The organism is Paenibacillus sp. MMO-177 (assembly GCF_037147795.1).
In the GTDB taxonomy this organism is placed as follows: Bacteria; Bacillota; Bacilli; order Paenibacillales; family Paenibacillaceae; genus Pristimantibacillus.
Genome location: NZ_JBBCUR010000002.1, coordinates 502,047 through 516,183, shown reverse-complemented (window position 1 = coordinate 516,183; position 14,137 = coordinate 502,047). Strand labels below are relative to the sequence as shown.

General features: G+C 53.3%; 12 protein-coding genes. All 12 read left to right on the top strand.

The window, feature by feature from the left end:
- Positions 1–42: 42 nt before the first annotated feature.
- The 12 genes from WFK81_RS08020 to uraD all read left to right on the top strand — a co-directional run bounded on the left by WFK81_RS08020 (position 43) and on the right by uraD (position 14,128).
- Positions 43–1,629, top strand: coding sequence for a PucR family transcriptional regulator (locus WFK81_RS08020; RefSeq protein WP_336785922.1), 1,587 nt, complete (start codon positions 43–45; stop codon positions 1,627–1,629).
- A 45-nt stretch (positions 1,630–1,674) separates the two neighbouring features.
- A complete protein-coding gene (locus WFK81_RS08015) occupies positions 1,675–3,000 on the top strand; it encodes a 5'-deoxyadenosine deaminase (protein WP_336785921.1) in 1,326 nt (441 codons plus the stop codon).
- A gap of 87 nt (positions 3,001–3,087) precedes the next feature.
- Positions 3,088–4,155: an XdhC family protein gene (locus tag WFK81_RS08010; RefSeq protein WP_336785920.1), complete on the top strand. Its 1,068-nt coding sequence runs from the start codon at positions 3,088–3,090 to the stop codon at positions 4,153–4,155.
- The gene (locus tag WFK81_RS08005; RefSeq protein WP_336786447.1) at positions 4,076–4,678 is read left to right on the top strand and encodes a nucleotidyltransferase family protein; all 603 of its coding nucleotides are present in this window, start codon (positions 4,076–4,078) and stop codon (positions 4,676–4,678) included. The genes WFK81_RS08010 and WFK81_RS08005 overlap by 80 nt, the downstream gene beginning before the upstream one ends.
- Positions 4,679–4,859: 181 nt before the next feature.
- The gene (locus WFK81_RS08000) at positions 4,860–6,017 is read left to right on the top strand and encodes a BMP family ABC transporter substrate-binding protein (RefSeq protein WP_336785919.1); all 1,158 of its coding nucleotides are present in this window, start codon (positions 4,860–4,862) and stop codon (positions 6,015–6,017) included.
- 239 nt (positions 6,018–6,256) lie between these two features.
- The gene (locus WFK81_RS07995) at positions 6,257–7,804 is read left to right on the top strand and encodes an ABC transporter ATP-binding protein (protein ID WP_336785918.1); all 1,548 of its coding nucleotides are present in this window, start codon (positions 6,257–6,259) and stop codon (positions 7,802–7,804) included.
- Complete coding sequence (locus WFK81_RS07990; protein ID WP_336785917.1) at positions 7,801–8,922, top strand: ABC transporter permease; 1,122 nt, start codon at positions 7,801–7,803, stop codon at positions 8,920–8,922. The genes WFK81_RS07995 and WFK81_RS07990 overlap by 4 nt, the downstream gene beginning before the upstream one ends.
- Positions 8,923–8,939: 17 nt before the next feature.
- Positions 8,940–9,869, top strand: coding sequence for an ABC transporter permease (locus WFK81_RS07985; protein WP_336785916.1), 930 nt, complete (start codon positions 8,940–8,942; stop codon positions 9,867–9,869).
- Positions 9,870–9,886: 17 nt separating this feature from the next.
- Entirely contained in the window at positions 9,887–10,780 is an 894-nt protein-coding gene (locus tag WFK81_RS07980; protein ID WP_336785915.1) for an FAD binding domain-containing protein, read from the top strand.
- A 33-nt stretch (positions 10,781–10,813) separates the two neighbouring features.
- On the top strand, positions 10,814–13,123 hold the full coding sequence (gene pucD, locus WFK81_RS07975) for a xanthine dehydrogenase subunit D (RefSeq protein WP_336785914.1): 2,310 nt from the start codon (positions 10,814–10,816) through the stop codon (positions 13,121–13,123).
- Complete coding sequence (locus WFK81_RS07970) at positions 13,120–13,653, top strand: (2Fe-2S)-binding protein (protein ID WP_336785913.1); 534 nt, start codon at positions 13,120–13,122, stop codon at positions 13,651–13,653. Before pucD ends, WFK81_RS07970 begins: the two co-directional genes overlap by 4 nt.
- Positions 13,628–14,128 carry a 2-oxo-4-hydroxy-4-carboxy-5-ureidoimidazoline decarboxylase gene (gene uraD, locus WFK81_RS07965; protein ID WP_336785912.1) on the top strand — a complete coding sequence of 167 codons (501 nt, stop codon included), beginning with the start codon at positions 13,628–13,630 and terminating at the stop codon, positions 14,126–14,128. The genes WFK81_RS07970 and uraD overlap by 26 nt, the downstream gene beginning before the upstream one ends.
- Positions 14,129–14,137 lie beyond the last annotated feature (9 nt).

Here is a 14,137-nt window from a genome sequence, read left to right as displayed (position 1 = left end):
AGTTACACCAATGGGTGTTTACATGGTGAGCGGAGGTGCGCTATGCATTTGACAGTGGAACAGGCGCTAAACGTGTTTCCCTTATCGGAAGGGAAGCTGGTTGCCGGAACAGCAGGGCGCAATCGGATCGTGAAATCCGTCAATGTGATGGATGCTCCGGATATTACCGATTGGATCAAGGAAGGGGAAATGCTGTTTACGACCGCCTACCTGATCAAGGACCACCCGCAGGATGCGACGGAGCTGCTGGCCAAGCTGAACCAGCGCGGCTCGTCGGGTCTCGGGATCAAGCTGGGCCGTTTCTGGGACGCGATTCCCGAGCAGTTGATTGCTTTTGCCAATGAGCTTGGTTTTCCTCTTATTGAGCTTCCTTATCAATTCACGTTCTCCGATCAGATGAGCGGCTTGTTTAAGGAGGAGCTTAGGCGCAATACGGGGGTGCTGCAGGATATATTCGATAAGCAGGTCCGGCTGATGAGGATGGCACTCAAGACCGATCATATTAACGAATTGTTTGATGCGGTTGCGGATATTATCGGATTCCCAATGGCGATTGTCGGGTCGAGAGGCCAGATCGTATACAACAGCTCGCTCGTGGCTGATACCGAATTAACGGGCAGCTGGCCATGGCCGCAGCAGCAGAAGTGGATGAAGAGCAAGCAGTGGCAGGCGTTCCGGATCCCTCTTATGAAGCAATCACGCTGCACGGGATTTGTTTTGTTTTTTAACCCGCAGCTATTTCTGTCTACCATTGAAGAAAGTCTCTATCTGCAGGCCGCGGAGCTATTGTCCTATCAAATGAATTTTAATTACGAGGATTATTTCGAACTGTCGGTGCAAAAGGATTTTGGCGTGCTGATCAAACGTTACCTCAGGAACGGCCTGCCGATTGATAAGGTCGTCGAATATGCGGATCGGTGGGAGCTTGAAGTGTTCCAAAGCCATTATGTCTGCGTGTTGAGCGATATTTCTCATGCTTCCGCTCTGCAAAGGAGCGAGAAGCTCGAAAAGCTGAAATCGGATTTTTTAAGCCATGCGAAACTTCAAGAATTGAAGGGCATGCATATTGTAATGGAAGAGGGTCTTTTATCCGTTTTTCCGGTGGGTGAAGGACAGGTAGAGGGTAGTGTGGAATCCGCATTAAACGTATGCTTTGCGTCTATCCTGCGGGAGAGCGGCGAAAGTCCGCGGGCGGCGGTCAGCAGCCGGAAGAAACGGGCAGACCAGCTTTACGAGGCTTTTGACGAATGCAGGCAGACCCAAAGGCTTGCTTCCGAATGGGGAGTCGGGCAATCGATTACTTCCTTTGATACAATGGACTTGGCAATCGTATTCGAGCATGTATCGAGGGATCGGATGGAAGCCTTTTGCAACCGTTGGCTGGGCGGACTTGTAAATAAGGATCCGGATTATGCCAACGAAATGCTTCGTACGCTTGAGACGTATTTGGAGCAGGACGGCCAATTAAACGAAACGGCGAAGAAGCTGTATATCCACCGGAACACGGCAACTTACCGGATTGAGAAGTTAAGCGAAATTTTAGGGGTGGATTTCAAGAAAATGAATGATCTTCTTAGGCTCAAGATCGCTTTCTTATTCCGTAAGCTGTTAATAAACGAACAATCATAAACAGCCATCATCAATCCACTGTGCTATAACAAAGGAGCGGTACGCATGAGTTCGACTTTGATCCGCAATGCCGTCATTATGACGATGAATGCATCAGATGACATATTAATTGGCGATGTGCTTGTGAAAGACAATAAAATCGCTCAAATAGGTCCGAATATTCAGAAAAATGAAGTTAACCGCGTCATAGACGCTGGCGGTAAGGTGCTGCTGCCCGGTTTTATTCAGACGCATATTCACTTGTGCCAGACTCTGTTCCGCGGAAGAGCGGATGATCTGGAATTGATTGATTGGCTGAGACAACGGATTTGGCCGCTTGAAGCCGCGCATAATGAGGAGTCCGTCTATTATTCGGCGCTGCTGGGCATTGGGGAGCTAATCCGGAGCGGCACAACGACCATTCTCGATATGGAGACCGTTAATCATACGGAATCGGCTTTCCAGGCCATTCTCGAGAGCGGAATCCGGGCTGTCTCCGGCAAGGTGATGATGGATTACGGAACAGAGGTTCCGCTTCCGCTGCAGGAGAGGACCGAGCAGTCGCTGAAGGAAAGCGTAGATCTGCTGGAGAAGTGGCACGGTGCTGCCGGCGGACGAATCGAATACGCTTTTTGCCCGCGGTTTGTTGTCTCCTGTACAGAAGAGCTTCTGATCGGCGTGAGAGATTTGTCCGAGCAATACGGCGTAAAGGTACATACCCATGCGTCGGAAAACAGGGAAGAAATTTCAATCGTCGAGTCCGAACGCGGCATGCGCAACGTAATTTATCTCGATCATATCGGTTTAGCACGTCCGAACCTAATATTGGCGCACAGCATTTGGCTGGATGAAGAGGAAAAACGAATTATCAAGGAACGGGGCGTAAAGGTTACGCATTGCCCGGGCTCGAACCTGAAGCTGGCATCCGGCGTTGCGCAGATTCCCGAGCTGCTGCAGGAGGGGATTAACATTGGCATTGGAGCAGACGGAGCGCCTTGCAATAACAATCTGGATATGTTCCAGGAAATGCGGCTTACGGCCTTTATCCAAAAGGTGAAGCATGGTCCAACCGTCATGAACGCAAAGACCGTGCTTCGCATGGCGACAATGGGCGGAGCTCAAGTGCTAGGTCTGGAGGACAAAATCGGCAGCATTGAAGTTGGAAAGCTAGCGGATCTGCAGCTGCTTGATCTGGAAGACTTCCATGTCTATCCTTCCTTTGATGCGGACTGGTATTCCAGAGTGGTCTATGCGGCCACGCGCGGCGATGTGGATACCGTGATGATTGACGGGCAGATCGTGATGGAAAGCAGAATCATGAAGACGGTTGACAAACCGCTTGTGTTGCGCGAAGCGGACCGGACGTTGAAGGAGCTGCTTGCAAGACTGTAATTAGCTGGTTATGAGATTGTTTTTTTTAGCCAATGCTTACGGACTAAGTGGCTTCGCAAAACTTTAAGCTTTCAGGAGGGGTTGCCGATGGATATGATTAACATCTTGCGAACGATCCGGCAGCTTGATCGGCCGGCAGTCCTGGCAACCATTATCGGGGTTGAAGGACACGCGTACCGTAAGGCGGGAGCGGCCATGCTGCTCCCGTTAAACGGAGATACCGTCGGCACGGTTAGTCCCGGCTGCATCGAATCCGATCTCTTGGAGCGGGTTCCCTCCATTTGGGAAGCAAGCCGGTATGAGGTTGCGGAATATAACATGGACCCGGAAGACGATCCCATCTGGGGAGAAGCCGTGGGTTGCGGCGGAGTTATCCGCGTTCTTCTGGAGCCAATAGAAGGAGCGCTTCGGGGGATTCTGATGGATGCCCTGGATCTGCTTGATGCAGGCAAGGAGGTAAGGTTTATGCGCGGGCTGAAGGGAGAAGAGCTTTTCTATGAGCTTGCGACGGAGGAGACGGTTCGGTTCCCTTCCGATGAGTCCTATGATTGGCAGTTTAGTATCCGCCTGACGAATAGGCAGCGGGTCATCTTGTTTGGTGCCGGTCCGGATGCGGTCCCTATCTATCAACTGTTGATGCAAAGCAGCTTTCATGTCATTGTCGCAGACTGGCGTCCGCGTTTGCTGGCTGCATATCCGGATGCCGAGCATTATCTCGGCACGCCCGAACAGCTCAAAGAGAAACTGCAGCTGAGCGCCGAAGATGCTGTTGTCGTCTGCAGTCATCATCTCCATTACGACCGGGAAATGATTAAGTGGTCATTGACTTCTCGGCCAAAGTATATAGGGGTTATGGGTTCGACTAAGCGGATTGGCATGCTGTTTAACGGGGAAGTCCCGCCTGCTACGGTGAAGGCTCCTATCGGTTTATCCATTGGGGCTGAAGGCCCTTATGAGATTGCTGTAAGCATTGCCGCGGAATTAATCGCTTTGCGCAATCAATGGCGGAATAAGCAAAAGGAGGTACGGCATGAACCTATCCGCAATTTATTTGGCGGCGGGACAGAGCAGCCGAATGGGCAAGCCGAAGCTGCCGCTGGAGCTTTCTTCGGGCGTAGCGCTCGGCAGTATGGCGCTTCGTGCTCTGCTCACTAGCGGGATCGGACGGATTCACATTGTGGTCCGTCCGGATGATCCGCTTGCTTGGCTGCGGGATATAAGGAGAGATTCACTATACGATTCTCAATTAAATATCGTCGTCTGCGAAGAAGCAAGTCTTGGCATGTCTTATTCTATTCGTGCCGGTGTAGACGCCGCGCTATCCAGCCTTCCGGTTCCCGATGCTATCGTGATCGGGCTTGGTGACCAACCTTTTGTCACGGCTGCTATGGTGCGGCGTCTTCTTGTTGTAATGGAGGAAAACCCGGCTTTGGATTTCGCTGCATCTTCCATGCGGGGGATCGTCATGCCTCCTGCCGTTGTCCGCCATACCATGTATAAGGCGCTCCGCGGTTTGAAGGGGGATACGGGGGCGCGCAAGCTGTTTGGGTCGCCGGATTACGCGGGAGAAATCATTGAATTCGGGGAAGAGGGTGAGGAGCTGCTGCTTGATGTAGATGATGAAGACAGTCTTGGACAGGCGATCAGGCGATACCGCCAAATTCGTGACCGGAGATAAAATGTAATCTATTGTTACATAAATGACGCTAGACGTGCATCGTGCACAATGAGTTTTTGTTATTTTATAAGTCTTTCCAATCTAATGTTAGATATATTGACGTGGTAATGACGCGGAAGTATATTGAGACTACATCACCCGTTACGGTCATGGTGATGATAGAGAGTTGGGGAGGAACGATATGACACATCTTGCAAAAGCACGCAAAGTGGGGTTGGCATTACTCGTATTCATGGTCGTTATTTTGTCCGCTTGTTCCAGTAACAGCAACAACAAAGCAAACGAATCCGCAAGCGGCGGAAATACGCAGACATCGTCGGAACCGGCAGCAACAGACAGCGGCAAGAAGCTGCCGCGGGTCGCATTCGTTTATATCGGACCTCCTGGTGACGGCGGTTGGACCTTCGAGCATGACAACGGCAGGAAGTACATGGAAGAGAAGCTTGGCATTAAAGCTGACACGGTAGAAAACGTACCGGAAAGCGCGGACGCAGAACGCGTCATAACGGAGCTGGCTCAAAATCATGACATTATTTTCACGACAAGCTTTGGTTACATGGATCCGACGTTAAATGTAGCGAAGAAGTTCCCGAATGTGAAGTTCATGCACACGGCCGGCTACAAAACAGCGAACAACATGAGCACTTACTTCGGCAAGAACTATGAAGCCAGCTACCTGACCGGTATTGCGGCAGGGAAAATGACGAAGTCGAATGTCATTGGTTACGTAGGCGCATTCCCGATTCCTGAAGTTATTTACAACATCAATGCGTTTGCGCTTGGCATTCAAAGCGTTAATCCGGACGCGAAGGTAGACGTCGTATGGAGCAACACCTGGTACGATCCGACGGCAGAGCGCCAAGCGGCAATCAGCCTCCTGGATAAAGGCGCGGATGTCCTGCTCGCTTATCAGGATTCTCCTGCAACCCTGCAGGCGGCTGCCGAACGCGGCGCGCTGGCAGGCGGCAATGACTCCGACATGACCCGTTACGCACCGGATGCATACTTAACGAACCCAACTTGGAACTGGGGTCCTTATTATACGAAAGTCGTGCAATCCGTGATCGACGGAACGTGGAAGAGCGAGCAATATTCCGGCGATATGGTAGACGGCATGGTTGGTCTTGCTCCGCTTGGACCTAGCATTCCGGAGGATGTGAAGAAGCTGGTAGAGGATGCAAAAGCGAAAATCATCAGCGGCGAGCTGAACGTATTCAGCGGTCCGATAACGGATGCATCCGGCGCTTCCAAGCAGGAAGCCGGCCAAACGATGAGCCTGGAGCAAATTCTGGAGATGAACTGGTTCGTCAAAGGCGTAGACGGAACGATTCCAAAATAGCCTTGAGCCAGCCAAAACGGCCGATCAACAAATCCCTTGCTTAAGGGATTTGTTGATTTATTGGCCACCATCATAATTCTTTAAGCCAAATGCTTACGAAGCAAGAATTATCACAAGCGGCTGGGAACAAGCCTACTTGTGTGATCATTCTTTAAGCCAAATGCTTACGAAGCAAGAATCATCACTAGCGGCTGGGAACAAGCCTACTTGTGTGACAATTCTTTTGAGGAGGAAGCGGAATGCTCGAAACCTACTCCGTGGAAATGCAGCGTATCGTCAAGCAGTTCGGCTCCGTTGTCGCGAATGACCAAGTCGATTTCAAGGCGAAGGCAGGAGAGATTCACGCCTTGCTAGGGGAGAACGGAGCCGGCAAAAGCACGATGATGTGCATGCTCTCCGGCGTCTATCGTCCAACAAGCGGCGAGATCTATATTCACGGCGAGAAAGCAAAGATCCGCTCGCCCAAGGATGCCATGAAGCTGGGCATCGGAATGGTATTTCAAAACTTCCGTCTCGTTCAGACCTTAACGGCTGCCGAGAACATTATTTTAGGCGAACAATCCTCTTTCTGGCGCGGCCCGGGCTGGATGAAGAAGAAGCAGGAAGAGATTGAAACGATTGCGGTTAAATTCGGGTTAACCTTCCCGATTGACCGTCCGATCTGGCAGCTGTCCGTCGGCGAGCAGCAGCGGGTGGAGATCGTCAAGACGCTGTATCGCGGCGCCGATCTGATTATTCTGGATGAACCCACTTCAGTGCTTACGCCAGGCGAAGCGGAGCAGCTGTTCGCAACGCTTGCGCAAATGAAGGCGGAGGGCAAGACCGTTATTATTACGACTCATAAATTAAAGGAAGTCATGGCGATCTCCGACAGCATCTCGATCATGAGGAAAGGTAAACTCACTCATACGATGATGAAAACCGAAACGAACGAACGCGAGCTTGCAAGGTTAATGGTTGGCAAAGAGCTGACCGTTCAAAAGCCGCTTGCTAGCCGTCCGAAAGGCAAGCCGCTCCTTACCGTCGATCAACTGGACGTATTTGCGGATCATGGACGAAAAGCTTTGGATCAGATGGAGTTCCAGGTGCATGAAGGCGAGATCGTGGGGGTTGCCGGCGTAGCGGGCAACGGGCAAAAGGAGCTGGCGGAGGTGCTGACGGGGCTTCGCCCATGGCGCAAAGGCAGTATTACCTTTAACGGCAGTCCGCTGAAGAACGCTTCGGTACGCGGAGCGATCGAAGCCCGTATTGCCCATGTGCCGGAGAATCGGATGAAGAGCGGCCTTGCCGGAAGCCTGGGCATTGTCGACAATCTGCTGTTCAAATCCTACCGCACGAGCGATCGCTCCCGCTTCGGCTTCCTACGTTCGCATGCGAATCGCAGCTGGTCGCAATCGCTTGTGGAGCAGTTCGACGTAAAGACTCCCGGGCTGGATGCTCCCGTAAGGCAACTATCCGGCGGCAATCAGCAGAAGCTGCTTTTTGCTAGGGAAGTCGAGCAGGACCCGCTCTTTATGGTGGCCGTTCATCCCACGCAAGGGCTGGATGTCGGAGCAACGGAAGGCGTTCACCGGCTTCTGACGGAGATGCGCGGACAAGGAAAGAGCATCCTTCTAATATCGGAGGACCTGGATGAGGTTATGCAGCTGTCCGACCGCATATTAGTAATCTATAACGGCCGAATGGTCGGCGAATTGGCGCGAGGAGAAGCGACCCGCGAGCAGATCGGCTTATACATGGCCGGCGTTCGGGATGCGGATGACTCGGAGGAGGAGAAAGTCGTATGAGCAAGCAGCCGGTACAAAGCACTTTAGCCATCGAACAACCGGATACAGCAACGCGTCGCAGCAAGCTGTTGTCTCTTCGAATCGAGCTGGATCCATCCAGAAAAGAAAGCCCATGGTGGATGACCATCGTCTCTATCCTGCTTGCTTTAGTCTTCTGCGGCATCTTTATCGCCGCTAACGGCATGAACCCGATTACGGTCTATTCGAAAATGATCACCGGGGCGTTTGGGACCTCGTTTGGCATTACGGAAACGCTCGTGAAGTCAATCCCGCTTCTGTTGTGCGGTATCGGGGTTGCGATTGCTTACCGCATATCGGTCTGGAATATCGGAGCGGAGGGGCAATTTCTCGCCGGAGCGATGGCGGCGACGGCGGTAACGGTCTATTTTCCGGATATGCCCGTGTACCTCGTGATCCCAGCGATGATCGTGTTCAGTATACTAGGCGGCGGGATATGGGGGTTGTTAACGGCAATCCCGAGGACGTATTTCCAGGTCAACGAGCTGATTACGTCACTTATGCTTAACTACGTGGCACTCCTGGCTTTGAACTACTTCGTCTTTGGTCCCTGGAAGGATCCAAAGGGCTTTAATTTTCCGGGTACTCCGGTATTTACGGATGCGCAGTCGCTTCCGGTGCTTGGGGATACAAGGCTGCATCTTGGACTGATATTTGCCATTGTTGGCGTTCTGCTGTACGCCTTCCTGATGAAATATACCCGATGGGGTTACGAGCTTCGCTTGATTGGCGCTAACCCGGAAGCGGCGAAAAACGCAGGCATCAAGATCAGCCGTCATATTCTGCTCGTTATGCTGATCAGCGGCGGTATGGCCGGACTCGCCGGAATGGCGGAAGTATCGGGCGTTACTCACCGGCTCATGTACGGAATATCTCCGGGCTATGGGTATACGGCGATTATCGTTGCTTGGCTTGCGAAGCTGAATCCGCTTGGTCTTGTCATTTCATCGTTTCTGTTTGGCGGACTGATCGTGGGAGGCTTCAGCGTTCAAACCATTGGCCTTCCATCCTCCATCTCTTCGATGATCCAAGGGGCGATCCTGTTCTTCCTCATTGCAGGCAGCATGGCCAGTAAATTCCGTATCCGTAGAAATGCATAGAAGGGATGGTGTAGACCATGGATTTATTCGTACAAATCATAGTAGCTGCCATCTCTTCCGGCACACCGCTCTTATTCGCCACGCTTGGAGGCATTCTGATCGAACGGTCAGGCATTATCCAGCTGGGCGCGGAAGGTCTAATGCTGATGGGAGCCGTCATAGCCTGTATGACATACCTGCATACCGGCAGCCTGGCATTAACCTTGCTGGCCGCCTGCGCAATTAGCGCGGTGCTCGGTATCGTGCACGCCTTCATGTGCGTGACGCTTCGGGCCAATCAGATTGTCAGCGGCCTCGCTTTAACGTTATTTGGCACTGGTCTCAGCGCCTATCTTGGCAAAAGCATTACCGGACAGCCGGTAGCAGGCGCGGTTCCGAAGGTGAACCTGAATTGGCTTGAAGATGTGCCTGTAATTGGCGGAATTTTCGCGCATCTCGATATTTTAACCTGGTTCAGCTTTATTCTCGTTATCGTCTTGCACTTCTATATTCACCGTACCTCATGGGGACTTCACCTCAGGGCGATCGGCGATAATCCGCCAACGGCCGATGTAATGGGCATCCGGGTACAGACGTTCCGTTATGGCTATATCATCGTTGGCTCCATGCTGATCGGCCTCGCGGGCGCGGATCTGCTGATGGTGTATTCGCCAACCTGGATTGAAGGGATGACGGCAGGCAGAGGCTGGATCGCCGTGGCACTCATTATTTTTGCAAGATGGAATCCAATCCGAGCTTTGTTCTGCGCTTATTTCTTCGGCGCGCTGGATACCATCGGCTTCCGCATCCAATTGATCGGCAGCGAGATTCCATCCTATTTCCTGAAGATGATTCCTTACATTGTAACGATTCTGGTTCTGATGTTCCTTGGCTGGCGCAATCGCAATAAGCCATCGGGCTCGCCGGAGTCGCTAGGTACACCGTATATTCGCGAACAAAGATTTTAACGGAAGGGGATGGCGTTATGGCTGCAAATGCACAAGGAGTGGCGGAAGCACCTTTCGTCTGGCATCCGGCAACCGCCGAGGAGGCCTGGCAGCTTAAGTCAACGCTTGGCTCGGAAGGCGTGTTTACCGCAGGAGGCACGCTGCTGCGGACGCAATGGGAATCGGGGCTGGCGGCCATGCCGAACCATCTGATCAATATCGGGGCAATTGAAGAACTGCATGGACTTCAAACGGACAGCGAGACCGGAACAGTCTCCTTCGGAGCCATGATGACTCTATCAAGCATACGGACCAGCTCTCTTGTAAATACGAGTTTTCCGCTTCTGACGGAAGCAGCGCGCAGCATCGCCGCTCCGTCTATCCGCAATCTGGCAACGATCGGCGGCAATGTGCTGTCTATGGTTGGCGACTCCATACCGGCCTTGCTTATCTACGATCCGGTTCTGCATTGGCATGACGGCGCAAGCGGGTTTGAGGAGCCATTATCGGATTGGATGACCACCGCAGCGGTGCATCCGGCATGGAAGGAGCGGCTGCTCCTCGCCGTTGAGCTGGCACAGCCAAATTTGGATTCGAATACGAAGCGATTCGTCGCTTACCATAAAGTCGGCAGAAGGGATGCTTTTACCCCTTCCGTCGTAACCGCCGCATTCAGCATACAGCTCGATTCGGACAATCGGCTGAGAGACGTTCGGCTCGCGCTTGGAGGCGGGCAGACCATCCCGCATCGCCTGGAGACGGTAGAACGATTTTTGACCGGGAAGCCGGCCGACAAGAAGACTATTACGGAGGTTTATTCCATGATTCTCGAGCATTATGAGCCCAAAGGAGATGCTTTTGTCCCGGTCAGCTACCGGAAGAAAGCGGCGGCGAATCTGATTGCTTCGGAGTTGTGGAAAGCGGCAAAGTGATGCCGCGGCTAAAGAGAGGACGGGTGGTCAACTATGCTCTTGAACAAAAAAGGAAGCGGGGCTCGCTGGCGAGTTCGTCCCGACGGGCCGGATAAAGTAACCGGCAAGCTGGCTTATCTGACCGATATGACGGCTCCGGATATGCTGATTGGCCGTGTACTGCGAAGCCCTCATGCGCATGCGCGGATAACGGCCATCCGAACCGAACAGGCTGCGGCTTTGGATGGCGTGCATGCCGTTATTACTCATAAAGACGTACCGGGACTTAACCGGTTTGGAATCGCGCATCCCGATCAGCCGGTTCTATGCGAGGACCGCGTGCGGTATGTCGGAGATGCGGTTGCAGCCGTAGCGGCCGATACCCTTGAGATTGCGGAGCATGCGCTTCGGTTAATCGAAGTCGATTACGAGCTGCTGCCGATTGTGGAGGATGCGGAATATGCCCTTGCGGACGAGGCACCGCAGCTTCATCCGCAAGGCAATCTGCTTCACCGGAACGGATTTCAGCGCGGCGACGTGGCTACAGGCTTTGAGAGCTGCGCCCATGTCGTAGAAGAAACCTATTATACGCCGCGGCAGATGCATACGTACATGGAGACTGAAGGCGGCCTGTTTCTCCCGGGAGAGGACGGACGGCTTACCGTTTATTCGCCAACCCAGCATGGCTTTATGGACCGCATGCAGCTAGCTCGCATTCTAGCGATTCCGCAAAGCGAGATTCGGATCGTGTCCAGCCCAATCGGCGGTTCCTTCGGCGGAAAAGACGAGCTTAACGTTCAGCCGTACGGAGCGCTGCTCGCCCGGATAACCAAACGCCCGGTTAAGCTTCATAACTCCAGGTGGGAATCGGTTCGGGCCGGCCTTAAGCGGCATCCGATGAAAATTACGATGAAGACCGGCGTTGACAATAACGGCCGGTTGATTGCCCACCAAGTCCGAATTATCGCGGATACCGGTCCTTATGCCACGCTTGGCGCGGAAGTACTTAACTTCGCGGTAGAGCATGTAATTGGTCCATACCGGTACGAGCATCTGGACGTGGAAGGCTTCTCGGTCTACACGAACAACGGAATGTCAGGCGAATTCCGGGGCTTTGGCGGCAATCAGGCGATATTTGCCCTGGAAGGGCAGTTCGACCGGTTGGCGGAAAAGCTTGGCATGGATCCATGGGAGCTCCGTCTAAGGAATATGCGAAGAGCCGATGATCCCGGCCCGTTTGATCAGCCCATTGCCCTGACGGAAGGCGCAAAACAAGTCTCGGCCGCGATGACGTCCAGCCAGCTATGGCAGGAGCGCAGCAATCCCTCAGCCAGGGCCGAACAAGAAGAACCGTGGATCCGTACGGGAATCGGAGCGGCATTTACGATGCATGGAGCGGGCCTAGGCTTCGGGATTCCCGATCCGGCCGGCGGACGTTTGACGCTCGCCTCGGACGGCAAGATTGAAGCGGTATTCGGCTACGAGGAATTCGGGCAAGGCCTGATCGCTTCCCTGGAGCAAATGCTGATTGAGCAGTTCGGCTTCGCAGCCGAAGACATCCGAATCGTTATCGGCGATACGGATGTCGTGCCGGACAGCGGATCAACCACCGCATCCCGCGCCACAAGCATGATGTGGAAGTCGCTGCAAAATCTGCGTCCGCTGTTCGAGGAAGCGGTACTCGGCAAAGCCGCCGTTATTTTGAAGCTTCCCGCAAGCCGGTTGAGGTTTGGAGAAGGCGGCGTTTACGCCATTGAAGCCAGTTCCGAGTCTGGTAACTCTCATTGCCTCATGACCTATCCGGCACTCGCGGCGGCTTGCGGGGAACCAATCACCAGCACAACGCAATTTCATTTCCCTACCTCCGCAACGCAGAAGGTGGGAGCCCATTTCCTCTATACGTATTCGGCGGTTGCCGTAAAGGTAGAAGTGAACCAGCTGACCGGCCGGGTCCGGGTGCTTCATCAATACCATGCGGTAGCAGCCGGACCGGTGATCAACCCGCAAGGATTTCTGGGGCAGATCGAAGGCGGCAGCAGCATGGCCATCGGCTTCGCCCTTACGGAAGACGCGGTGATGAGCGGCGGGCAATATTTGACGAAAAACCTGGATACGTACCTGGTCCCAACGATAGCGGAGCATCGCGGAACGATTGACGTTCATCCCATTGAAGAACTGCCGGAAGAGGACAATTACGGCCCCCGCGGCATTGGCGAGGTAGGATCGGTAACGCTGGCACCGGCCATCGCCGCAGCCATCTATGACGCAACTGGCGTTCGTGTAACTAAGCTTCCGATAGATTCGGAGCAGTTGCTCGCGCAATCTTTTGATTCATTCCTAGACAAGGCGGTGAGCGGAGAATGAAAGATTCGGCTAAGTCTGTTACACCGCTTGCGGCAAGCACGATTCCGTGCATGATTAACGGTCATGAAGTCAGCTTGAACGTACCGCCTGCCAAGAGGCTGCTTCATGTGCTGCGCGATGACCTGGAGATGACGGGAACCAAACGTTCCTGCGATATCGGCCGATGCGGCGCATGCATGGTTATGGTGAACGGAGTTCCCGTTAACTCCTGTCTCGCGATGGCCTATCAATGCTCGGGCAAATCTATCACAACCATTGAAGGTATCTCGGCGGCAGCCGGCGGCATCGACCCGATCCAGAAGGCATTTCTCGAGGAAGGCGGGTTCCAATGCGGCTATTGCACGCCGGGAATGATTATATCGGTCAAAGCGCTGCTCGACCATAATCCGGACCCGACGCCGCTGGAGATCGAAGAAGCGTTATCCGGCAATATATGCCGCTGCACCGGCTACGGAGGCATTAAGAGAGCCGTACAAAAAGCGATAGAGTGGAGGAAGGAAGCCTATGAATCTGAATCTATCCGCGATTAACGAGATGCCGAGAGAGCCATTTATCGAAGCGCTGGGCGCTATTTTCGAGCATTCGCCTTGGGTCGCCGAGTTAGCTTTTGATGCCCGTCCCTTTCGCTCGGTGGATGAGCTGCATGACGCAATGGTAAAGGCGGTTGTTCATTCTTCGGAAGAGAAGAAGCTTAAGCTGTTCCGCGAGCATCCCGATCTGGCCACCCGAATCAAGATCGGCGATTATTCGACGAAGGAGCAGCAGGGAGCGGGACTCGACAGGCTGACGCCGGAAGAGTTCGAGGAGTTTACGGCAAGGAACCGCGAATATACAGGCAAGTTTGGCTTTCCTTTTATCCTGGCTGTCCGCGGCAAGGATAAATCCGATATTTTGGCCGCAATGGAAGCAAGAATCAACAACAGCTTTGATGAAGAGGCCGACGAGGCTCTATGGCAAATCGCCCGCATTACGAAATTCCGGTTGCAGGACCTTATTACAGAATAGAAGGGATTG

What these genes read in the sequence shown, in the direction of transcription:
- WFK81_RS08010 (WP_336785920.1), top strand. Translation starts at nt 3,088, where the DNA reads ATGGATATGATTAACATCTTGCGAACGATCCGGCAGCTTGATCGGCCG.
- WFK81_RS08000 (WP_336785919.1), top strand. Translation starts at nt 4,860, where the DNA reads ATGACACATCTTGCAAAAGCACGCAAAGTGGGGTTGGCATTACTCGTA.
- WFK81_RS07990 (WP_336785917.1), top strand. Translation starts at nt 7,801, where the DNA reads ATGAGCAAGCAGCCGGTACAAAGCACTTTAGCCATCGAACAACCGGAT.
- WFK81_RS07985 (WP_336785916.1), top strand. Translation starts at nt 8,940, where the DNA reads ATGGATTTATTCGTACAAATCATAGTAGCTGCCATCTCTTCCGGCACA.
- WFK81_RS07970 (WP_336785913.1), top strand. Translation starts at nt 13,120, where the DNA reads ATGAAAGATTCGGCTAAGTCTGTTACACCGCTTGCGGCAAGCACGATT.
- WFK81_RS08020 (WP_336785922.1), top strand. Translation starts at nt 43, where the DNA reads ATGCATTTGACAGTGGAACAGGCGCTAAACGTGTTTCCCTTATCGGAA.
- WFK81_RS07995 (WP_336785918.1), top strand. Translation starts at nt 6,257, where the DNA reads ATGCTCGAAACCTACTCCGTGGAAATGCAGCGTATCGTCAAGCAGTTC.
- WFK81_RS07980 (WP_336785915.1), top strand. Translation starts at nt 9,887, where the DNA reads ATGGCTGCAAATGCACAAGGAGTGGCGGAAGCACCTTTCGTCTGGCAT.
- pucD (WP_336785914.1), top strand. Translation starts at nt 10,814, where the DNA reads ATGCTCTTGAACAAAAAAGGAAGCGGGGCTCGCTGGCGAGTTCGTCCC.
- uraD (WP_336785912.1), top strand. Translation starts at nt 13,628, where the DNA reads ATGAATCTGAATCTATCCGCGATTAACGAGATGCCGAGAGAGCCATTT.
- WFK81_RS08015 (WP_336785921.1), top strand. Translation starts at nt 1,675, where the DNA reads ATGAGTTCGACTTTGATCCGCAATGCCGTCATTATGACGATGAATGCA.
- WFK81_RS08005 (WP_336786447.1), top strand. Translation starts at nt 4,076, where the DNA reads ATGGGCAAGCCGAAGCTGCCGCTGGAGCTTTCTTCGGGCGTAGCGCTC.